Here is a 19,718-nt window from a genome sequence, read left to right on the forward strand (position 1 = left end):
CGGCGGCTAGCGTGGTCGGCGCACCAGCCCCCAGCTCCGGAGCCGCGCCGTGGAGTCGTCCGTCCTCGCCTTCGCCACCGACCTGCTCGACGAGGGCGCCGACACCTTCTTCGGCAACCTCACCGACCGCGCAGGCGTCGGCGGCGTCACCCTCGCCTCCGTCTACCACGAGGCCCGCGACGTCTTCCCGCACAACCCCCGCCGGGTGATCCGCTACCTGGAACCGGGCGCCGCCTACTTCCGCCCCGACCCGGCCGCCTGGCAGGGCCGCCGCCTGGCCCCCGCGCCCTCCACCGCGATCGGCGAGCGCGACCCCTTCGCCGAGGCCTCCGAGGAGGCCCGCCGCCGCGGACTGAAGCTGCACGCCTGGACGGTCTTCTGCCACAACGACCGCCTCGGTTTCGCCCACCCCGACTGCGCCCCGGCCAACGCCTTCGGCGACCGCCACCTCACCGAGCTCTGCCCGGCCAACCCGGAGGTCCGCGAGTACGCGCTCACCCTGGTCGCCGAACTCGCCCGCTACGGCGTGGACGCGATCCGCGCCGAGTCCCTGCACTTCCACGGCCTGCGCCACGGCCACCACCACGAGCGCTACTTCGAGTGGCTCGGCCCCACCGCCGAAGCCCTGCTCGGCGTCTGCTTCTGCCCCCACTGCCGCACCGCCGCCACCCGCGCCGGCGTCCCGGCCGACGAGGTCGCCGAAGCCGTACGGACGGAACTGCGCCGCCGCCTCGCCGACGAGCACGCCGCCGCCGAACCGGCCGACCTGAGCACCCTCGCCGACGGCGCCTTCGCCGCGTACGTGGACGCCTCCTCCGCCACCGTCACAGCCCTCACCGCCGACCTCACCGAGCAGGCCCGCCGCCACGGCCTGCGGCTGAGCTTCATGGACGGCGGCGGCCCCGGCAAGGGCTGGCTGTCCGGCATCGACCTGCCCGCCCTGGCGAAGGCCGCCGACCAGATCGAGACCCTCGGCTACGCCAAGACCCCGGAGGCCGTCCGCGAAAAGATCGCCGCCTTCGCCCTGCACGGCGTCCGCCCCCAGGACATGGCGGTGATCCTGCGCCCGATGGCCTCGGACTGCGACGGCCCCGAGAACCTCGCCGCCAAGATCGCCACCCTGCGCGAACTCGGCGTTCCCGAGGTCGAGTTCTACAACTACGGCCTGATGCGCCTGACCTCCCTCGACCGGATCGGCGCCGCGCTCGCGGGCTGACCCGACCGCCGCGCTCGCGGGCTGACCCGACGGAGAGGGTCAGCGCCGCCGCTTGGACGTCCCGAACAGGCTGCGCGAGATCTCCTGCCCGAGCTGCCGCCCCGCCGAGCGGGCGAAGGACTTCACCGTCGGGTTGTTCAGCAGGGAGCCGAGCAGCCCGCCCGCCGCCTCCCGCTCCTCCCTCTTCTCCCCGTTCTTCTCCTCCCGAGGCGCCGGCTCGGGCTCCGGCGCGGGCACCGGCTCCTCCGGAACGGCGGCCCGCGCCGCCAGCTTCTCGTACGCCGACTCCCGGTCGATCGCGTCCCGGTAGCGGGCCGTCAGCGGCGAGGCGTCCACCGCCGCCTGCAGCGCGGCCGGCTCGATCGGCCCCATCAGCGACTGCGGCGCCCGCAGCCTGGTCGCCGCGACGGGCGTCGGCGCGCCCTTCTCCGACAGCACGGTCACCACGGCCTCCCCGGTGCCCAGCGAGGTGAGCACCGCGCCGAGGTCGTAGGAGGAGCGCGGGAACGTCGAGACGGTGGCCTTGAGCGCCTTGGCGTCGTCCGGGGTGAACGCGCGCAGCGCGTGCTGCACCCGGTTGCCCAACTGGGCCAGCACGTCGGCCGGTACGTCCTTCGGGGTCTGGGTGACCAGGAAGATGCCGACGCCCTTGGAGCGGATCAGCCGCACGGTCTGGGTGATCGCCTCCAGGAACGCCTTGGAGGCCCCCTTGAACAGCAGGTGCGCCTCGTCGAAGAAGAACACCAGCTTGGGCTTGTCGAGGTCCCCCACCTCGGGCAGCCCCTGGTAGAGGTCGGCGAGCAGCCACATCAGGAAGGTGGAGAACAGCCGCGGCCGGTCCTGCACGGCGGGCAGCTCCAGCACCGAGACCACACCGCGCCCGTCCGGGGCCGTCCGCAGCAGGTCGGCGGTGTCGAAGGCGGGCTCGCCGAAGAACGCGCCGGCGCCCTCGTTCTCCAGCACGGTGAGCGCCCGCAGGATGACCCCGGCGGTGGCCGGGGAGAGGCCTCCGATGCCCTTCAGCTCCTCCTTGCCCTCGGGCGAGGTGAGGTGGGCGATCACGGCGGTGAGGTCCTTGAGGTCGAACAGCTCCAGTCCGCGCCGGTCGGCGTAGTGGAACACCAGGCTGAGCGAGGACTCCTGGGTCTCGTTCAGGTCCAGCACCTTGGAGAGCAGCAGCGGCCCGAAGTCGGTGACGGTGGCCCGGACGGGGATGCCCGCGCCCATGCCGCCGAGCGCGTAGAACTCCGCGGGGCAGCCCTGCGCCGCCCAGCTCTGCCCGACCTCGGCGGCCCTGGTCGCGGTCCGGCCACCGGGCGCGCCCGGCGCGGAGATGCCGGAGACGTCGCCCTTGACGTCGGCGAGGAAGACCGGGACGCCCTGCGCGGAGAGCTGTTCGGCGATCAGCTGGAGCGTCTTGGTCTTGCCGGTGCCGGTGGCCCCGGCGACCAGCCCGTGCCGGTTGAGCACGGCGAGCGGGATGCGCACCTGCGCGTCGGCGTACGCGGTGCCGTCCAGCAGCACCGCGCCCAGGTCGAGCGCGGGCCCGGTGAACGCGTACCCGTCGGCAATCTCCCGGACGGACTGCGGGGTGGGGGCGGAGGACATGGGTGCACACTCCTGAACGGCGACTGAACGTGAACGGCGACTGAACGGCGTGCCTGAACGACACCGTGACGAGGCGATGTTCGCGACATTTCCCATCAAACAACCGCATTCGCCCACCCGCAGCTCGCACCCGCGCGCGTGGCGGCGCCGCCGCTGCTGGGCCATCCGCCGTCCGAACGGTAGGCTTTCCGTGTGATCTTCAAGCGCATCGGCAATGGGCGGCCATACCCGGATCACGGCCGGACGAGCACCCGCCAGTGGGCTGACGTCGCCCCGCGTCCGGTGCGGCTCGACCAGCTGGTGACCACCAAGGGCCAACTCGACCTGGAAACCCTGCTGGCCGAGGACTCGACCTTCTACGGGGACCTCTTCGCCCACGTGGTGAAGTGGCACGGCGACCTCTACCTGGAGGACGGGCTGCACCGGGCCGTACGGGCCGCGCTGCAGCAGCGCCAGGTGCTGCACGCCCGTGTCCTCGAAATGGAGTGACGGACCTCCGGGACCAAGCCCCATCCGTACCCCGGTACCCCTTTCGGGTGCCGGGGTACTCCAGATGATGATCGTTTAGTACCTTCGCCGCCGGACGGCACTAGGCTGCTGACTACGGCCGCGACCAGGCAGTCCGTCACGACCAGGCAGTCACGAACAGATAGGCCGCCGCACCCGGCGGACGCCCGCACCGGCCGTCCCGTCATCCCGACCCCGCCCCGGCACGAGGGGGAGACATTCCGTGAGCATGTTGACCCCCCAAGGCCTCAAGGGGAAGCAGTACCGCGTCACCGGCAACAGCTATCCACGGCTGGGCCGGCCCCCGAAGAAGAGCCGCAAGGTGATCGCGGCCCTCGCGGGCCTGCTCGCCCTGGCCCTGATCGGGCTCGGCGGCGTCCAGCTGTACGACATCTTCACCGGCAGGAACAAGAACGCCTCCGCCCAGGCGTGCGCCACCCCCTCCGGCAAGGCGCTGGCCGCCCCGGCCCCCGGCCCGACCACGCCCGCCGCCGGCGACCCGCACGCGATCCCGCAGCCCTCCACCGTGACGGTGAACGTCTACAACGCCACCGCCAAGGGCGGCCTCGCCGGCCGCACCGCCGAGGAGTTGAAGAAGCGCGGCTTCGTCATCGGCAAGGTCGGCAACGCCCCGGCCGAGCTGGACAAGAAGGTGCCCGGCACCGCCCAGGTGATCGCCGGCCCGACCGGCGCCGGCGCCGCCACCCTGATCGGCTCGCAGATCGCCGGGGCCGTCACCACCCCCGACGCCCGCACCGACGCCTCCGTGGACTTCGTGATCGGCGACGGCTACAGCGCCCTGCTGGACGAGACCCAGGCGGCCGCCGCCCTGGCCCTGGCCGTCAAGCCCTCCCCCACCCCGACCGCCACCGGCAGCTGCTGAGCCCCGGGACCTCGAAAGGAAGGAGCCCCCGGCCACGATGGCCGGGGGCTCCTTCCTTCAGGTCCGGTACGGGCTCAGCCCGCGGTGCCGTACAGCCGGTCGCCGGCGTCGCCGAGGCCCGGCACGATGTAGCCGTTCTCGTTGAGCCGCTCGTCCAGCGCGGCGGTGACCACGGTGACCGGCAGGCCCGCGAGGTCCCGCTCCAGCACCGCCACGCCCTCCGGCGCGGCCAGCAGCACCACGGCGGTGACGTCGGTGGCGCCGCGCTCGATCAGCATCCGGATCGCCGCGACCAGGGTGCCGCCGGTGGCCAGCATCGGGTCGAGCACGTAGACCTGGCGGCCGGAGAGGTCGTCCGGCATCCGGGTGGCGTAGGTGGAGGCCTCCAGGGTCTCCTCGTTGCGCACCATGCCGAGGAAGCCGACCTCGGCGGTGGGCAGCAGCCGGGTCATGCCGTCGAGCATGCCGAGGCCGGCCCGCAGGATCGGCACCACCAGCGGGCGCGGGTAGCTGAGCTTGGTGCCGAGGGTGACCGCCACGGGCGTGGTGATCTCCGCCTCCTCGGTGCGGACGTCCCGGGTGGCCTCGTACGCGAGGAGGGTCACCAGCTCGTCGGTCAGGCGACGGAAGGTCGGCGAGTCGGTGCGCTCGTCGCGCAGGGTGGAGAGCTTGTGGGCCACCAGGGGGTGGTCGACGACGTGGAGACGCATGTACCGAGGTTAGCCCGCTCCCGGACGCCCGTACGACACGCCGTGCCAGGGCTTCCGCCTGGACACGTCACCGTCCGGTGACACGCCGTGACACCGGACGGATGTCCGGACGGAACGGCCCGCTGTGGTATCAACCGGGCGGAACGGGGAATGTCTCGACCCATGACGAGCAACCCGAAACCCGGGGACGGCTCGGCGGACGAACCCGTCATCGGGGCGGGCCTCCGCTCCGGCCCTCCCCAGGACCCTCCGGAGACCGAGACGGAGCGCCGCAGGCGGCGGGCCCTCTTCCTGCGCGAACTCGCGGAGGCACGCGAGCTGCGCGAGCGCGTCCAGCCCCGGAGGACCAAGGAGCGGCGGATGCGCGAGGCCATGCGGATGCGCACATTCCGGATCTGACGCGGCCCGGATCCAGCGCGGCCCGGATCCGACGCGGCCATTTCGGACGCACCGGGCGAAGTTCGACCGCCTTCGGAGCCTGCGGCGCCGCGGGGCCGGACACCGACCGGGCCTTCCGACACGACCTGCGAAGACGCGCTGCCGAACACCCCCCGCAAGGGCGGGCTTTCTGTCACGATTCCGATGGGACGGTCCGAACAAGCGGGCCGCCTCTGGCGCGGGGGCGGCCAGGATTTCGCGCCGCCCGTGCGCGCCGACAGCCGAGACCGATCATCTTGGGAGTGTCCTGGTGGCGTACTTCGCTGCAGTGCTTGCTCGCACCGAGGACGGGTGGGACGTGAGCGAGGCGGAACTCGACAACGTCGAAACCCTGGCCGATCTGGCCGACCTGGCCCGCGGCAGTGCCCAGGACGACGACAGCGTCCTGATCTTCATCGAACAGGAGGACTCCTGGTTCGCCATCGTCCGGGTGGACGGCGAGGAGGACCCGCGGATCTTCGTGTCGGACGGCGCCGCCGCCGCCCGCAGCTCCTACGGCTCCGTCCTCACCGACGAACTGGTCGACCAGGCCGGCGAGAGCGAGTTCGGCGACCTGGACCACCTCCTGGACGAGGCCGAGGAGGCCGAGGAGCAGGACGACGAGGACGCGGAAGCCCGCGACGGCGTCCCGGTCGGCCCGCTCGGCGACTCCCACCTGCTCACCGAGTTCGGCCTGGCCTCCGACGGCCTGCTCGCCCTCAGCGGCGAGGGCGCGGTGCCGGGCGACGCCCTGGAGGAGATCGCCGAGGCCCTCGGCTGCGGCGAGGTCCTGGAGGCGGTCCGGTAACGGCCGGTGCCCCGCCCCGGCCCCCGGGCCGGATGGCCGACACTGGATGCCATGCAGCCCGCCGCCACCCCGCCTACCGTCCCGACCGTCCCGCACGTCCCCCCGCTGCCCGCCCCCGTCCGCCCCGACCCGGTACGCGACCGCTGGGCGGCGCCGATGCGCCTCGCCATCGCCGAGGCCTCCCTGGCGCCGGCCACCGGTGACGTCCCGGTCGGGGCGCTCGTCCTGGGCCCGGACGGCGAGGTGATCGGCCGCGGCCACAACGAGCGCGAGGCGATCGGCGACCCGACCGCCCACGCCGAGGTGGTCGCCATCCGGCAGGCGGCCGAGAAGTTGAGGGGTGTCGCGCGTAGCGCGCCGAACAAGGGTGGTGATGGGCGACGGGAGGGCGAGTGGCGCCTCGGCGGCTGCACCCTCGTCGTCACCCTGGAGCCCTGCACCATGTGCGCCGGCGCCATCGTCCTCTCCCGGATCGACCGCGTGGTCTACGGCGCCCTCGACGAGAAGGCCGGCGCGGCCGGCTCCCTCTTCGACGTGATGCGCGACCGCCGGCTCAACCACCGCCCCGAAGTCGTCCCCGGCGTCCTCGCCGAGGAGTGCGCCGCCCAGCTGCGCGCCTTCTTCGACGGCCACCGTTGACCGGGCGCCGCTGACACCCCCTCCGGCCACCCCCTCCGGCCGGCTCGTCCCGAAACGGATTTCGTGACCGTGCCACCCGTCCGGTAGAGTTCCCCTCGGTAGCGTGTCCGAGCGGCCAAAGGAGCACGCCTCGAAAGCGTGTGTGGGGGCAACTCCACCGTGGGTTCGAATCCCACCGCTACCGCCATGAGCAGGAAGAACGAAGGCCCCGACTGGAGACAGTCGGGGCCTTCGTCGTTGTGGTCTCGGTTGTGGTCTCGGCTCTGGTCTCGGTTGCCGGGGCACGGAAAAGGCTCCGTACGCCGGGCCGATGACCACCGGCACCCGGTCCGTACGGAGCCTGGAGGGGGAGCGGCTCGGGGGGACTCACCGCTCCCCCTGGCGGAGTCCCACAACCGGTGCCGCGTCGGGGGGAAGTCGCGGCGCCCGGTCCCACAGCGGGGAGCTCCGGTCCACGTACCGGGGATTCCTGCCAGATCCGCGGTACACCGTCCATCCTGCCGCCGCGGCCGGGCCCGGGCATCCGGAGAAAGGCCCCACTCGCGGGGACCTTCGTCCCGTCGGGCGAACGCGTCGCACACTTGATAGCCCGTCCGGTGGATAAGCTGCCCAGTGCAGGGCCGCTCGGGGAGCAGGGTGACGGCGGCCCACAGCTGGGAGGAAGGGACCCCCGATGGCGCAGGCGAAGAAGATCGGCATGGTGCTCCTGCTCGTCTTCGTCCTCTACTCGATCATCACCTCACCGTCGCGCTCGGCCGAGCTCGTCCAGCTGGGCTTCGAGGGCATCTCGAACGCGGCCAAGGCGGTCGGCACCTTCATGACCGGGTTGATCAAGTAGCGGGACGGCCCGCGAGCGGCCCCGGCGCACCCGTTACGGTGGGCGGGACCCTCTGTTCCCCCCGTCCGCGAGGAGTGCCCGTCGTGATCCGGCACCTGGTCCTGTTCAAGCTCGATGAAGGCGTCACCAAGGACGACGAGCGCGCGCTCGCCGGTGCGAAGGCGTTCGCCGAGCTCGGTTCGCTGATCCCCGAGCTCCGCGAGTGGGAGTGCGGCTGGAACGCCACCGAGCGGGACATCGCGTACGACTACGCGATCAACAGCCTGGTCGAGGACCGCGAGGCCCTGCAGGCGTACCTGACCCACCCGGCCCACCAGGCCGCGGCGGGCCGGTGGCGCGAATTCGCCACCTGGGTGATCGCCGACATCGAGGTCTGAGCCCCGAAAGGCCCCCTCGCTCCCGAAGCGCGCCCCCGCCTGTCCCCCGGACGGACCCCAGCGCCCCGCCCGGTCACCGGGCGGGGCGCCTTGCTACGCCCCGGAACGACCCGTGCCGCGCCCCGCCCCCGGGCCCCGCTACGGCCGTCCGCCCCATCAACACACCTCCGCCGGGTACTTGCCCGACCTGTGCCCGCCTTGTGATGCTATGACCGGTTTTGCCGGACATGGCGAGGTGGAGAACCAGCCGCGACACCCGATCCGCAGGGCCCGCCGTAGACGACTTTGGGAGGGGTGACGTGTCCGTGGACGAAGTGCTGGCTGCGATCATCAGCCCGGCCGGCGAACTCCGCCCGGACGGTCTGCGCGGCCCCAATGGCCGGCCCGCCGTGGACGTCCGGACGCTGACCCGGGTGCTGTTCGAGCGGCTCGCCGAACTGCCCCCCGGCGCCCCCGAGCGGGAGCGGGTCCGGGCGGCGCTGATCGAGGTGAACATCCCGCTGGTGCGCTACGCGGCCACCCGCTTCCGCAGCCGCAGCGAGCCGATGGAGGACGTCGTCCAGGTCGGCACGATCGGCCTGATCAACGCCATCGACCGCTTCGACCCCACCCGCGGCGTGCAGTTCCCCACCTACGCGCTGCCGACCATCCTCGGCGAGATCAAGCGCTACTTCCGCGACAACGTCCGCACCATGCACGTCCCCCGCCGGCTCCAGGAGCTCTGGGTCCAGGTCAGCGGCGCCATGGAGGAGTTGACGGTGCTGAACGGCCGGGTGCCCAAGGTGCCCGAGATCGCCGCCAGCCTGCGCATCCCCGAGGAGGACGTCCGGGCCTGCCTGGACGCCGGGCGGGCCTACAACGCCGCCTCCCTGGAGGCGGCCCAGGAGCACGAGGGCGGGCTGGCCCTGCTCGACCGGCTCGGCTACGAGGACTCCGCGCTCGCCGACGTCGAGCACCGCGACATGGTGCGCCACCTGCTGGTCCAACTCCCGGAACGGGAGCGGCGGATCGTGATGCTGCGGTTCTTCGCCAACCTCACCCAGTCCCAGATCAGCACCGAGCTGGGAATGTCGCAGATGCACGTTTCCCGGCTGCTGTCGCGGATTCTGACGAGGCTTCGGACCGGAAACTCATGGGAAGAGTGAGATTGCAGCGCGTTACCCGGGCGTGACGATTCGCGACGTTCGGGTTTGCCGTGCGCGGTGATCCGGTAAGGAGGGGATTGGGCCCCCACCGGGAACCTCCGGCCGTCGGCCCCCGTTCAACCGTCAGTCACGAGGGGGTGGGCGCATGTCCGGAGAGCTGGGCACTGCGGAGATCCACGCTGGTCAGGCCGAGGTCACCACGGTCGCCGAGGGCGGCCTCCCGGCGCAACGCGGGCCGACGGAGGCGGCCCCGCCAGGCGCCGCGCTGGACACCCGTACGCTCTCCCGCTCGCTGTTCCTGCGGCTGGCCGCCCTGGAACCAGGCAGCGCCGAGCACACGTACGTCCGCGACACGCTGATCGAGCTCAACCTGCCGCTGGTCCGGTACGCCTCGGCGCGCTTCCGCAGCCGGCACGAACCGATGGAGGACATCGTCCAGGTCGGCACCATCGGGCTGATCAAGGCGATCGACCGGTTCGACCCGGAGCGCGGGGTGGAGTTCCCCACCTTCGCGATGCCGACGGTGGTCGGCGAGATCAAGCGCTTCTTCCGGGACACCGCATGGTCGGTGCGGGTGCCGCGCCGGCTCCAGGAGCTGCGGCTGGCGCTCACCAAGGCCGGGGACGAGCTGTCCCAGCGGCTGGACCGCTCCCCCACCGTCGCCGAGCTGGCGGCCTGCCTGGGGGTCAGCGAGGAGGACGTGGTCGAGGGCCTCGCGGTGGGCAACGCCTACACCGCCAGCTCGCTCGACTCCAGCCCCGGTGAGGAGGACGGCGACGGACCGCTGGCCGACCGGCTCGGGTACGAGGACCTCGCGCTGGAGGGCGTCGAGTACCGCGAGTCGCTCAAGCCGCTGCTGGCGAAGCTGCCGCCGCGCGAGCGCCGGATCATCATGCTGCGGTTCTTCGGCAACCTGACCCAGTCGCAGATCGGCGAGGAGATCGGCATCTCCCAGATGCACGTATCGCGGCTCCTCACCCGCACCCTGACCCAGCTCCGCGAGGGATTGATCAACGAGGGTTGATCATGCCGTCCCCGGGCGTGATGTTGTCGTCTCCGTCGCATTGTGAATTCAGGCTGTGACATGACACGGGATGCCCGGGGCTCCGGTTTTTCATTTTCAATTCATTATTTGCATCCCCGGTCCTCTTCCAGTCACAATCAGCGCCTTCATGGCTTTGCCATGAACGTTGGTAACAGGTTCGCTGCACTCTCGCCCAAATGGTCACTCCCACACCCGGGCCTCCACCAGGATGGGCGCCGGGCAGCCTGCTGCCCGCGAACAGCGACAAGGGGGCGGACGGCTGCGGTTGCAGCCCGGCGTCCGACCCCAAGGGGAGGCACAACATGGGTCGAGCGACCCGAAGAGTCGCCGCGTGTGCGGCGGCAGTTCTGCTGGCCGGAGGGCTTCAGACCACCCTGGCCCACGCGGACACCACACCGCCCAGGATCGACCTCACCGTCCTCGTCATCGACGACGGCGGTCCGGCGGTCGCGGCCATCACCGCCGAACTCAAGAGCCAGGGCACCCCGTACAAGGTCGTCACCCTCAGCGATGCCGGCCGGCCGGTGATCAACTCGGCCTTCCTGAGCGACACCGTGAACGGTCTGCCCCGGGGCAAGTTCCAGGGCATTGTCATGCCCAATGAGAACCCCTTCCCCAACAGCGCCGCCGAGATGACCGCGATCGCGACCTACGAGGCCGCTTTCAATGTCCGTCAGATCGACGCGTACACGTGGGCCAGCCCGGCGGTGGGGCTGAACTACGCGGCGAATCCCGGATACGTCGGCACCCTCGACGGATTCCAGGCCGCCACCACGACCGCCGGCACCTCCGGCCCCTTCGGGTACCTGAAGGGCAGCGTCCCGTTCGAGGACAACGACCCGAACGTCAGCGAGAGCTACGGCTACCTGGCCACCCCGCTCGCCTCCCTGCCGGCCGGCGCCTCGTTCACCCCGCTGGTCGACGCACCGATACCCAGCACGACCAGCCGCGGTTCGCTGGTCGGCGAGTACACCCACGACGGCCGCAAGGAACTGGTCGTCACCTTCGTCTACAACCAGTACCAGCAGCAGTACCGGCTGCTGGCCCGCGGCATGGTCGACTGGATCACCCAGGGCGTCCACCTCGGCTACGACCGGAACTACTTCGCGACCCACGTCGACGACGTCTTCCTGGCCGACGACCGCTGGAGCACCACGCTCAAGTGCACCCCCGGCGACGTCACCTGCCCGCCCGGCACCCCGGACACGGCCAACCCGATCCGGATGACGCAGGCCGACGCCCAGTTCCTCAAGCAGTGGCAGACCACCAACAACTTCACGCTGGACATGGTGTTCAACGGCGGTGGCAGCGAGGACTGGAAGACCGACCACCAGGCCACGGTCGACCCGACCGCGAACCAGATGATCGCCGACCAGACCAGCTACCGGTGGGTCAACCACACCTACACCCACCCGTACCTGGGCTGCCTCCAGGACGTCACCGTGGTGCCGTGGCGGTGCACCAAGGACGCCGTGGGCAACACCGTCTGGGTCGACTACAACACCATCAACACCCAGATCAAGAACAACTTCGACTGGGCGACCCGCAACGGGCTCCACGTCGACCCGCAGGCTCTCGTGACCGGCGAGCACTCCGGTCTGCTGACCGCTCCGCAGGAGACCAGCGACAACCCGAACCTGGCGCCGGCGCTGGCCGCCAACGGCATCAAGTTCACCGGCAGCGACGCCTCCCGCGAGCCCGCCCAGCGGTCCGTCGGCTCGTCCACGCTGACCGTGCCGCGGTACCCGATGAACGTCTTCTACAACGCCGGCTCGGCGGTGGAGGAGACCGACGAGTACAACTGGATCTACACCAGCAAGGCCAACGGCGGAAGCGGCGTCTGCGAGAACAACGCCAACTCCACCTGCCTGCCCCAGCCGCTGAACACCACCACCGGCTACCAGTCGTACATCGTGCCGCTGGAGGCCCGGATCGACCTCGGCCACGTGCTGAACAACGACCCGCGCCCGCACTTCGTGCACCAGTCGAACCTGTCCGAGGACCGCATCCTGTACCCGGTGCTGGAGAAGATCCTCGGCGACTACCGCTCGCTGCACGCCGACAACACCCCGATCGTGAACCTCGGCGAGCGCGAGATCGGCCAGGAGTTCCAGAAGCGCGGCGCCTGGAACGCGGCCGTGGCCGCCGGCCAGGTCACCGGCTACCGGATCGGGAACACCGTCACGGTCAACGCGCCGACCGGTGTTCAGGTCCAGGCCACCATGCCGACCGGAACTGCTCAGAAGCTGGTCATCGGAACGACCGCCTTCGGTTCGGCCTACGCCGGTAGCCTCTCGGGCTGGGTGGCTCCCGGACCCATGCAGACCAGCGTCATGCTGCAGCTCCCCTCGGGTGCCGCTCCCGCCGCTCCGGCCGCCGTCGCCCCGAGCGTCGCCGCCAAGTCCGTCCCGGCCCCTGCCCCGGCCGACAAGAAGGTCGTCCCGCAGGGCGTGGCCACTCCCGTCCCGGTGGGCCCGAGCGACACCGCTCGCGGCGCCACTCCGTCCCTGGTGCCCGGCAGCGGAACCCCCGTTCCCGGCAAGGGCGTCGTCGCCAAGGGCGCCGACTCCCGTGACACGCGCGGCAAGGCTTCCGGGGGGACGGCCTCGCGCGGCACCACCACCGGCCGCTCCGGCAACCGGTAACCGACACACCCGATGACGGGGCCGGACCGGGCGACCGGCCCGGCCCCGCCACGGCTCCCGTTCCGGCCATCCAGGCCGGACAACCGACGCACGAACAGGCAAGAACAGGAGGGGGGACAGGCCATGCGCGTCACCCTGCTCACCGAGGGGACGTACCCGCACCAGCACGGCGGGGTCAGCGTCTGGTGCGACCAGCTCGTCCAGGGCATGCCCGACGTCGACTTCGACATCATCGCCGTCACCGGCACCGGCCAGGAACCGCTCGCGTGGGAACTGCCCGCCAACGTACGGTCCGTGACCACCGCGCCGCTGTGGGGCCCGGCCTCCGACGCCAGAGCACCGCGCGGCAAGGAGATGCGGCTCTTCCTCAACGCGTACGAGCGCTTCCTGCACTCCGTCCTCGACCCGGTCTACACCACCCACTTCGGCACCGAGCTGTACGGCTTCGCCGACCTCGCCCGGCGCGGGCTGCTCAGCCCGGCGCTGCGCAGCGAGCGCGCCCTGCGCACCCTGCAGCAGGTCTGGACCCGCGACTACCTGCCGACCGCCGCCTCCCGGCCCACCCTGCACGACGCCCTGAACGCCACCGACCTGCTCGAGCACGCCCTGCGGCCGCTCGCGGTCGAACCGCCCACCGACGGCGTCGCCCACGCCGCCAGCGGCGGCCTCGCCACCCTGCCCGGGCTGATCGCCGCCCAGCAGTACGGCGTACCGTTTCTGCTCACCGAGCACGGCATCTACCTGCGCGAGCGCTACCTCGGCTACCGCACCGGCCCGTACCGCTGGCCGGTCAAGGCGCTGCTGCTGGGCTTCTACCGGATGCTCGCCGAGGAGAGCTACCGCCAGGCCGCGCTGGTCACCCCCGGCAACCGGTACAACCGGCGCTGGGAGGAGCGCGGCGGCACGCCGTCCACGCACATCCGCACCGTCTACAACGGGGTCGACCCGGCGGCCTTCCCGCCGGCCGGGCCCGAGCCCGAGACGCCGACCCTCAGCTGGGCCGGGCGGGTCGACCCGATCAAGGACCTGGAGACGCTGATCCGGGCCTTCGCCATCGTCCGGCGCGAGATCCCCGAGGCGCGGCTGCGGCTCTTCGGGGGCACGCCCAAGGGCGGCGAGGCGTACCGGGACGGCTGCATAGCCCTGGCCGCCGAACTCGGCATAGCCGACTCGGTGGTCTTCGAGGGCCGCGTCGCCGACATCACCGACGCCTACGCGGCCGGCAACGTGGTCATGCTCTCCAGCATCAGCGAGGGCTTCCCGTTCACCCTGATCGAGGCCATGTCCTGCGGCCGCGCGACCGTCTCCACCGACGTCGGCGGCGTGCGGGAGGCCGTCGGCGACACCGGTCTGGTCGTCCCGCCGCGCGAGCCCGAGCCGATGGCCGCCGCCGCGATCGAGCTGCTGCGCGACCCGGAACGCCGCGCCCGCCTCGGCGAGGGCGCCCGGCTGCGGGTCATCGAGCAGTTCACGCTGCGCCAGAACATCGACGGCTTCCGCGGCATCTACACCGAACTCCTGGGCACCGCCCGCTGGATGCCCGGCGGCGTCGTCCCCGTCACCGACCAGGCCCCCAGCCCGGACTGGGACCGCCCGCTCGCCGCCGTCCCCGCACCGAGCGAGGTGGGCGCATGAGTGGGCCGCTTCGCCTGGTGCAGGACGAGGGCGGCGCCGAGCCGACGATGCAGCTGCGCACGCTGCCGCTCAAGCTCCGCCGCCATGCCCCCGCCCCGGTGCAGCCCGAGCCGGAGGACGAACTCGGCCTCTCCGCCGACCCCCTGGACGAGCTCGCCGAGCGCCTGAACGACATCTGCGCCGACGCCGTCCACCCCTACGAGATCGCGGCCATCCTCGAGTCGGACGGCCTCTCGGACGAGCAGGCCGCCCTGCTCTACGGCCGCCCCGACGCCTTCACCGTCGCCGAGGAGCTGTTCGAGAAGGTCCAGCGCCGCTACCCCGGCCCGAGCTCCGAGTTCGCCAACCCCTGGCGGGCCGACCCCTGGCGCTGCGTGGTGCGCGGCCTGGTGTTCGCCCTCCCCGGGCTCGGCTACCTGCTCGGCGCCAACCTGTTCGCGACCGCCCGGATGCGCTTCGGCCTGCCCTCGGGCATGCTCGCGCTCTCCGTGGCGACGCTGGTCAGCTGGGGCTTCAACCAGGCGCTGGCGCACCGCGCCTACCGCTGGCTGAGCCGGGTGCGCCGCCGGGACGCCGCCGTCTGCCTGGCCGTGGGCGCGCCGATGGGCGCGCTGGTCGCGGCCGCCGCCGCGTACGCGGTCGGCGGCCCGCTGGGCTCGCTCTGCTTCGCCGCCGGGCAGTCGGCGTACCTGGGCGCGGCCACCGTGCTGCTGGTGCTGGGCCGGGAGAAGTTCCTGCTGGTCGCACTGGCACCGGCCTCGGTCGGCGCGGGCGTGGTGCTCGCCGCCGACGTGCCGCAGGCCGTACGGACGGTGGTGCTGCTCGCCTCGGTGGCGCTGGCGATCGGGCTGGCCGCCCGGGAGTTGCTGCGCTGCGTGCGCGCCGACGACAAGGACGCGCCCGCGCTCAGGCTGCCGCTGTACCAGGAGCTGCCGCACCTGCTGTTCGGCCTGGCCTGCGGCGCGCTGACGCTGATCGCGGGCCTCGGCGAGACCATCCACCAGGCGGTGCAGGCGAGCGGGCACACCGTCCACGCCGTCCACGGCACCGTCACCCACGCCGCCGCCCACGCGGGTGCGCACCCCGCGGCCCACCAGGCCGCGGAGCAGGCGAAGGCCGCCCTCACCGGCCCGGCCATGATCGCGCTGACGCTCAGCCTGGGCCTGGCCGAGTGGCTGCTGTTCCGCTACCGGGCGATGGCCGTGGCGGCGCTGCGCACCAGCCACACCAGCGCGCAGTTCGGCCGCCGCACCGGCGGCATCCTGCTCGGCTGCCTGTTCATCTACCTCACCACCGTGGCCGCGCTGGACGCCGCCGCGACCGTGCTGTGGCCCGGCGCTCCCGCGCTCGGCGTCCCGCAGCTCGGCGCGATGCTGCTCCTGGGCGGCTCGCTCTGGCTGGCGCTGCTGCTGAACGCCTTCGGGTTCAGCTGGAGCACCGCCCTCATCTGTCTGGCAGCCGCCGTCGCCGAGAGCGTCGGGCTGCTGACCGGTGCGGAGCCGATCGCCCTGCAGCTCATCGGCTGCGGGGCGGCCGCACTCCTCCTCACCGCCATCGCCGGGCCCGCGCTCGGCCGCACCACCCAGCACCGCTGATCGACAACCGATCGACAACCGCGGCCGACCGCCACAGGGCGTCGGACCGTCCCGCACATCGAGAAAGCGAATTCCGCATGAGCAGCAGCGTCGCGGTCACCGGAGCCGAGGGCTTCATCGGCTCCCACCTCGTCGAGACCCTGGTCGCCGACGGTCACCACGTCCGCGCGATGGTGCAGTACAACTCCTTCTCCTCCTTCGGCTGGCTGGAGACCCTCTCCTCCGAGGTCCTGGACTCCGTCGAGATCGTCCTCGGCGACGTCCGCGACCCGGGCTCCGTCAACGGCCTGGTCAAGGGCACCGAGGCGGTCTACCACCTGGCCGCCCTGATCGCGATCCCCTACTCCTACCGCGCGCCGCACTCCTACGTGGACACCAACGTGACCGGCACCCTGAACGTGCTGGAGGCCGTGCGCCACCTGGAGATCCCGCGCCTGGTGCACACCTCCACCAGCGAGACCTACGGCACCGCGCAGACCGTGCCGATCACCGAGGACCACCCGATCAACACCCAGTCCCCGTACGCCGCCTCCAAGGCCGGCGGGGACCGGCTGGCCGACAGCTACCACGCCAGCTTCGAGACCCCGGTCGTCACCCTGCGCCCGTTCAACACCTTCGGCCCGCGCCAGTCGATGCGCGCCGTCATCCCCACCGTGATCGCCCAGGTCGCGGCCGGCCAGACCGAGATCACCCTCGGCGACCTGCGCCCGACCCGCGACTTCACGTTCGTCAAGGACACCGCCAACGCCTTCCGCACGGTGGGCACCGCGCCCGCCGAGTCGGTGGTCGGCCGCACCTTCAACGCCGGCACCGGCGGCGAGATCTCGGTCGGCGACCTGGTCACCCTGGTCGGCAAGCTCATGGGCGTGGACCTGGTCGTCAAGGAGGACGAGCAGCGCATCCGCCCGACCAACTCCGAGGTCATGCGGCTCGTCGCGGACGCGACCCGGCTGCGCGAGGCCACCGGCTGGGCTCCGCGCTTCAGCCTGGAGGAGGGCCTGGAGGAGACCATCGAGTTCTTCCGCGACCCGGCCAACCTCGCCCGCTACAAGACGGACATCTACAACGTCTGACGCACCGTCGCGATCATGACCGTCCTGGTATCCGAGGCTCGCGTCCAGCACATCCTTTCCGTGGGGGAAACACCATGCACGCAGTGATCCTGGCCGGTGGCAAGGGCGTCCGTCTGCGCCCGTACACCACCGCCCTTCCCAAGCCCCTCGTCCCGATCGGCGACCAGCACGCGATCCTCGAGATCGTGATGCGCCAGCTCGCCGCCTCGGGCTTCAAGACCGTCACCCTGGCGATCGGCCACCTCGGCCACATCATCCGCGCCTACGTCGGCAACGGCTCCCAGTGGGGCCTGCGGGTCGGCTACGCCGTCGAGGACAGCCCGCTCGGCACCATGGGCCCGCTGCTCACCATGCAGGACCGCCTGCCCGAGCACTTCCTGGTGATGAACGGCGACATCCTCACCGACCTGGACTTCGCCGCGGTGCTCCGCCACCACGAGGCGTCCGGCGCCCCGCTGACCATCGCCACCTACGCCCGCCAGGTCCGGATCGACTTCGGCGTGCTGACCACCGAGGCCGGCAGCATCACCGGCTTCCAGGAGAAGCCGAGCATCGACTACCGCGTCTCGATGGGCGTGTACGGCGTCTCGCGCGCCGCGCTGGCCTCGTACACCCCCGGCCTGCCGCTGGGCTTCGACGAGCTGGTGCTCGACCTGCTGGCCGCCGACACCCCGCCGTCCTCCTACGACTTCGACGGCTACTGGCTGGACATCGGCCGCCCGGACGACTACGACCGGGCCAACGCCGAGTTCTCCAGCATCCGCCCGGTCCTGATGCCCTTCGAGTCGGCCGACGCCCCGGCCGTCGCCCCGGCCGTCGCCCCGGCCGTCACGGAGCTGCCGATCCCGGCGGCCCGCACCGCCCCGGACGACAGCGCCCAGCCGGACGCCCCGGCCGCGACCACCGGCACCGCCGGTGCCGTCGGCTCCGTCGGCTCCGACAGCGACGGACGGGCCGCGTGAGAATCCTGCTGCTCGGCGGTGACGGCTTCCTGGGCCGTCACGCCGCCGCCGTCCTGCGGGCCCTTCCCGGGGCCACCGTGCTCACCGCGGGGCGGCGGCCCGCCCACGACCTCCGGCTCGACCTGGCCACCGCCCAGGCCGGCCCGCTCGGCGAGGAGATCGCCGCGCTGGCACCCGACGCGGTGGTCAACTTCGCCGGCGCGGTGGCCGGCAGCGCGGTCAAGCTCGCCGAGGTCAACGCCCGCGGCCCGGCGGTGCTCTGCGAGGCGCTCTCCCTGTGCGCCCCGAAGACCCGTCTGGTCCACATCGGTTCGGCCGGCGAGTACGGCGTCTGCGCCGAGGGCGACTCGCTGTCCGAGGAGGCCGACGCCCGCCCGGTGGGCGTCTACGGCGCCACCAAGCTGGCCGGCTCCCTCGCGGTGGCCGGCTCGCCGCTCGACGCGGTGGTGCTGCGGGTGTTCAACCCGGTCGGCCCGGGGGCTCCGGCGGGCTCGCTGCCCGGCCGGCTGGCCGCCGAGCTGCGCCGGGCCGCCCCCGAGGGCGCCGAGGGAGTCGTGAAGGTCGGGGACCTCTCCGCCTACCGCGACTTCGTCGACGCCCGGGACGTCGCCGGGGCGGTCGGCCTGGCCGTCGCCGCCGAGGGCCCGCTGCCCCGGATACTCAACCTCGCCTCCGGCCGGGCCCAACAGGTCCGGGCGATCGCGGACGGGCTGGTCGCCGCCTCCGGCTTCACCGGCCGGATCGACGAGAGCGGCGCGGGTTCCGAGCGCTCCGCCGGCGTCTCCTGGCAGCAGGCCGACGTCTCGGCCGCGGCCGGGGCGCTCGGCTGGCACCCGACCACGAACCTCGCCGACACCCTGCGCGACCTGTGGCTCGACAGCGCCGCGCCCGCCACCACCCCGGTGGTGGCATGACGACCGGGCCCATACCGGACGGCCGCCTGCTGGTGCCGCTGTACGTCCACCCCGCGGTGGACCCGGCGGCCTGGCAGGCGGTCGCCGCCGCCGACCCCTCCCGGATCGCCGCCGTGGTGCTCAACCTCGCGGACGGCCCGGGCGAGACCCCGGACGGCGTCTTCTCCGAAGCCGTCGAGCGACTCCGCGCCGCCGGGCTGCCGTTGATCGGGTACACGGACACCGACTACGGCCGCAGGCCCCACGCGGCGGTGGTCGCGGACATCCTCACGTATCGTCAGCGCCATGGCGTCAACGGCGCCTACCTCGACCAAGTCGCCTCCCACCCCGGCGCGTTGGCGCACTACCGCCGTCTCGCGACGGCGGCCAGGGCGGCCGGCTGCCACACCGTGGTGTTCGGCCACGGCGACCACCCCGACCCGGGCTACGCCGACGTCGGCCTGGCCGACCTGCTGGTCACCTTCGAGGGCGACTGGACGGCGTACCGTTCGATGACCCAGCCGCTGTGGACGGGCCGTCACGCGGCCTCCCGCTTCTGCCACCTGGTCTACGGCGTCCCGGCCGACGACGCCAAGGACGCCACCGCACTGATCGCCGCCCGCCGCGCCGGCGTCGGCTGCGCCGTACCGGGCGCCGGGGACAACCCCTGGTGCACCCTGCCGTACGGCCTGGCCGCCGCCGAACTCACCTGACCCGACTCG

Annotated in this window: 18 protein-coding genes, 1 tRNA gene and 1 pseudogene; 18 read left to right on the forward strand and 2 right to left on the reverse strand. The window is 72.4% G+C overall.

Features of this window, described 5'->3' with window-relative positions; genetic code table 11:
* Nucleotides 1–49 precede the first annotated feature (49 nt).
* Nucleotides 50–1,216, forward strand: coding sequence for a hypothetical protein (locus ACIBCA_RS15730; RefSeq protein WP_396283432.1), 1,167 nt, complete (start codon nt 50–52; stop codon nt 1,214–1,216).
* Nucleotides 1,217–1,255: 39 nt separating this feature from the next.
* On the opposite strand, the gene ACIBCA_RS15735 is transcribed toward ACIBCA_RS15730, so the two are convergent.
* Entirely contained in the window at nt 1,256–2,824 is a 1,569-nt protein-coding gene (locus tag ACIBCA_RS15735) for a helicase HerA-like domain-containing protein (protein WP_396283433.1), read from the reverse strand.
* A gap of 192 nt (nt 2,825–3,016) precedes the next feature.
* Between ACIBCA_RS15735 and ACIBCA_RS15740 the strand changes: the two genes are divergently transcribed.
* Together ACIBCA_RS15740 and ACIBCA_RS15745 are read left to right on the forward strand one after the other, a co-directional pair.
* Nucleotides 3,017–3,313 (forward strand): type II toxin-antitoxin system VapB family antitoxin, encoded by a 297-nt coding sequence (locus ACIBCA_RS15740; protein WP_030061387.1) that lies wholly within the window; start codon nt 3,017–3,019, stop codon nt 3,311–3,313.
* Nucleotides 3,314–3,560: 247 nt separating this feature from the next.
* Entirely contained in the window at nt 3,561–4,214 is a 654-nt protein-coding gene (locus ACIBCA_RS15745) for a LytR C-terminal domain-containing protein (protein ID WP_396283588.1), read from the forward strand.
* 74 nt (nt 4,215–4,288) lie between these two features.
* Here ACIBCA_RS15745 and upp read toward each other — a convergent pair whose 3' ends face one another.
* Nucleotides 4,289–4,924 (reverse strand): uracil phosphoribosyltransferase, encoded by a 636-nt coding sequence (upp, locus tag ACIBCA_RS15750; protein WP_031067409.1) that lies wholly within the window; start codon nt 4,922–4,924, stop codon nt 4,289–4,291.
* Nucleotides 4,925–5,086: 162 nt separating this feature from the next.
* On the opposite strand from upp, the gene ACIBCA_RS15755 reads away from it, so the two are divergent.
* From ACIBCA_RS15755 to ACIBCA_RS15825, 15 genes and pseudogenes are all read left to right on the forward strand, one after another.
* Complete coding sequence (locus tag ACIBCA_RS15755) at nt 5,087–5,323, forward strand: hypothetical protein (protein WP_396283434.1); 237 nt, start codon at nt 5,087–5,089, stop codon at nt 5,321–5,323.
* Between the two features lie 289 nt (nt 5,324–5,612).
* The gene (locus ACIBCA_RS15760; RefSeq protein ID WP_396283435.1) at nt 5,613–6,149 is read left to right on the forward strand and encodes a hypothetical protein; all 537 of its coding nucleotides are present in this window, start codon (nt 5,613–5,615) and stop codon (nt 6,147–6,149) included.
* A gap of 51 nt (nt 6,150–6,200) precedes the next feature.
* Nucleotides 6,201–6,788 (forward strand): nucleoside deaminase, encoded by a 588-nt coding sequence (locus tag ACIBCA_RS15765; RefSeq protein WP_396283436.1) that lies wholly within the window; start codon nt 6,201–6,203, stop codon nt 6,786–6,788.
* Nucleotides 6,789–6,885: 97 nt separating this feature from the next.
* Nucleotides 6,886–6,975, forward strand: a tRNA-Ser gene (locus tag ACIBCA_RS15770).
* A gap of 486 nt (nt 6,976–7,461) precedes the next feature.
* Entirely contained in the window at nt 7,462–7,626 is a 165-nt protein-coding gene (locus ACIBCA_RS15775; protein WP_199823286.1) for a hypothetical protein, read from the forward strand.
* 83 nt (nt 7,627–7,709) lie between these two features.
* Nucleotides 7,710–8,003 carry a Dabb family protein gene (locus ACIBCA_RS15780; protein WP_396283437.1) on the forward strand — a complete coding sequence of 98 codons (294 nt, stop codon included), beginning with the start codon at nt 7,710–7,712 and terminating at the stop codon, nt 8,001–8,003.
* 227 nt (nt 8,004–8,230) lie between these two features.
* Nucleotides 8,231–9,148 carry an RNA polymerase sigma factor SigF gene (locus tag ACIBCA_RS15785; protein WP_396283438.1) on the forward strand — a complete coding sequence of 306 codons (918 nt, stop codon included), beginning with the start codon at nt 8,231–8,233 and terminating at the stop codon, nt 9,146–9,148.
* A gap of 145 nt (nt 9,149–9,293) precedes the next feature.
* Nucleotides 9,294–10,172, forward strand: a complete 879-nt coding sequence (locus ACIBCA_RS15790) for an RNA polymerase sigma factor SigF (RefSeq protein ID WP_396283439.1) — start codon at nt 9,294–9,296, stop codon at nt 10,170–10,172.
* A gap of 323 nt (nt 10,173–10,495) precedes the next feature.
* Nucleotides 10,496–12,838 (forward strand): hypothetical protein, encoded by a 2,343-nt coding sequence (locus ACIBCA_RS15795; protein WP_396283440.1) that lies wholly within the window; start codon nt 10,496–10,498, stop codon nt 12,836–12,838.
* Between the two features lie 123 nt (nt 12,839–12,961).
* Nucleotides 12,962–14,473 (forward strand): GT4 family glycosyltransferase PelF, encoded by a 1,512-nt coding sequence (pelF, locus tag ACIBCA_RS15800; RefSeq protein WP_396283441.1) that lies wholly within the window; start codon nt 12,962–12,964, stop codon nt 14,471–14,473.
* Nucleotides 14,470–16,068, forward strand: coding sequence for a hypothetical protein (locus tag ACIBCA_RS15805; protein WP_396283442.1), 1,599 nt, complete (start codon nt 14,470–14,472; stop codon nt 16,066–16,068). The genes pelF and ACIBCA_RS15805 overlap by 4 nt, the downstream gene beginning before the upstream one ends.
* Before the next feature lie 77 nt (nt 16,069–16,145).
* Entirely contained in the window at nt 16,146–17,141 is a 996-nt protein-coding gene (locus ACIBCA_RS15810; protein ID WP_396283443.1) for an SDR family NAD(P)-dependent oxidoreductase, read from the forward strand.
* Between the two features lie 74 nt (nt 17,142–17,215).
* A pseudogene (locus tag ACIBCA_RS15815) lies at nt 17,216–17,917 on the forward strand (NDP-sugar synthase); the annotation flags it as partial.
* A gap of 182 nt (nt 17,918–18,099) precedes the next feature.
* The gene (locus tag ACIBCA_RS15820; protein ID WP_396283444.1) at nt 18,100–19,017 is read left to right on the forward strand and encodes an NAD-dependent epimerase/dehydratase family protein; all 918 of its coding nucleotides are present in this window, start codon (nt 18,100–18,102) and stop codon (nt 19,015–19,017) included.
* Nucleotides 19,014–19,709: a spherulation-specific family 4 protein gene (locus ACIBCA_RS15825; RefSeq protein ID WP_396283445.1), complete on the forward strand. Its 696-nt coding sequence runs from the start codon at nt 19,014–19,016 to the stop codon at nt 19,707–19,709. Before ACIBCA_RS15820 ends, ACIBCA_RS15825 begins: the two co-directional genes overlap by 4 nt.
* Nucleotides 19,710–19,718 lie beyond the last annotated feature (9 nt).

Source organism: Kitasatospora sp. NPDC051170, assembly GCF_044455705.1.
GTDB lineage: Bacteria > Actinomycetota > Actinomycetes > Streptomycetales > Streptomycetaceae > Kitasatospora.

What these genes read in the sequence shown, in the direction of transcription:
- ACIBCA_RS15735 (WP_396283433.1), bottom strand. Translation starts at nt 2,824, where the DNA reads ATGTCCTCCGCCCCCACCCCGCAGTCCGTCCGGGAGATTGCCGACGGG.
- ACIBCA_RS15745 (WP_396283588.1), top strand. Translation starts at nt 3,561, where the DNA reads ATGTTGACCCCCCAAGGCCTCAAGGGGAAGCAGTACCGCGTCACCGGC.
- upp (WP_031067409.1), bottom strand. Translation starts at nt 4,924, where the DNA reads ATGCGTCTCCACGTCGTCGACCACCCCCTGGTGGCCCACAAGCTCTCC.
- ACIBCA_RS15755 (WP_396283434.1), top strand. Translation starts at nt 5,087, where the DNA reads ATGACGAGCAACCCGAAACCCGGGGACGGCTCGGCGGACGAACCCGTC.
- ACIBCA_RS15765 (WP_396283436.1), top strand. Translation starts at nt 6,201, where the DNA reads ATGCAGCCCGCCGCCACCCCGCCTACCGTCCCGACCGTCCCGCACGTC.
- ACIBCA_RS15775 (WP_199823286.1), top strand. Translation starts at nt 7,462, where the DNA reads ATGGCGCAGGCGAAGAAGATCGGCATGGTGCTCCTGCTCGTCTTCGTC.
- ACIBCA_RS15785 (WP_396283438.1), top strand. Translation starts at nt 8,231, where the DNA reads ATGGCGAGGTGGAGAACCAGCCGCGACACCCGATCCGCAGGGCCCGCC.
- ACIBCA_RS15790 (WP_396283439.1), top strand. Translation starts at nt 9,294, where the DNA reads ATGTCCGGAGAGCTGGGCACTGCGGAGATCCACGCTGGTCAGGCCGAG.
- ACIBCA_RS15795 (WP_396283440.1), top strand. Translation starts at nt 10,496, where the DNA reads ATGGGTCGAGCGACCCGAAGAGTCGCCGCGTGTGCGGCGGCAGTTCTG.
- pelF (WP_396283441.1), top strand. Translation starts at nt 12,962, where the DNA reads ATGCGCGTCACCCTGCTCACCGAGGGGACGTACCCGCACCAGCACGGC.
- ACIBCA_RS15805 (WP_396283442.1), top strand. Translation starts at nt 14,470, where the DNA reads ATGAGTGGGCCGCTTCGCCTGGTGCAGGACGAGGGCGGCGCCGAGCCG.
- ACIBCA_RS15810 (WP_396283443.1), top strand. Translation starts at nt 16,146, where the DNA reads ATGAGCAGCAGCGTCGCGGTCACCGGAGCCGAGGGCTTCATCGGCTCC.
- ACIBCA_RS15825 (WP_396283445.1), top strand. Translation starts at nt 19,014, where the DNA reads ATGACGACCGGGCCCATACCGGACGGCCGCCTGCTGGTGCCGCTGTAC.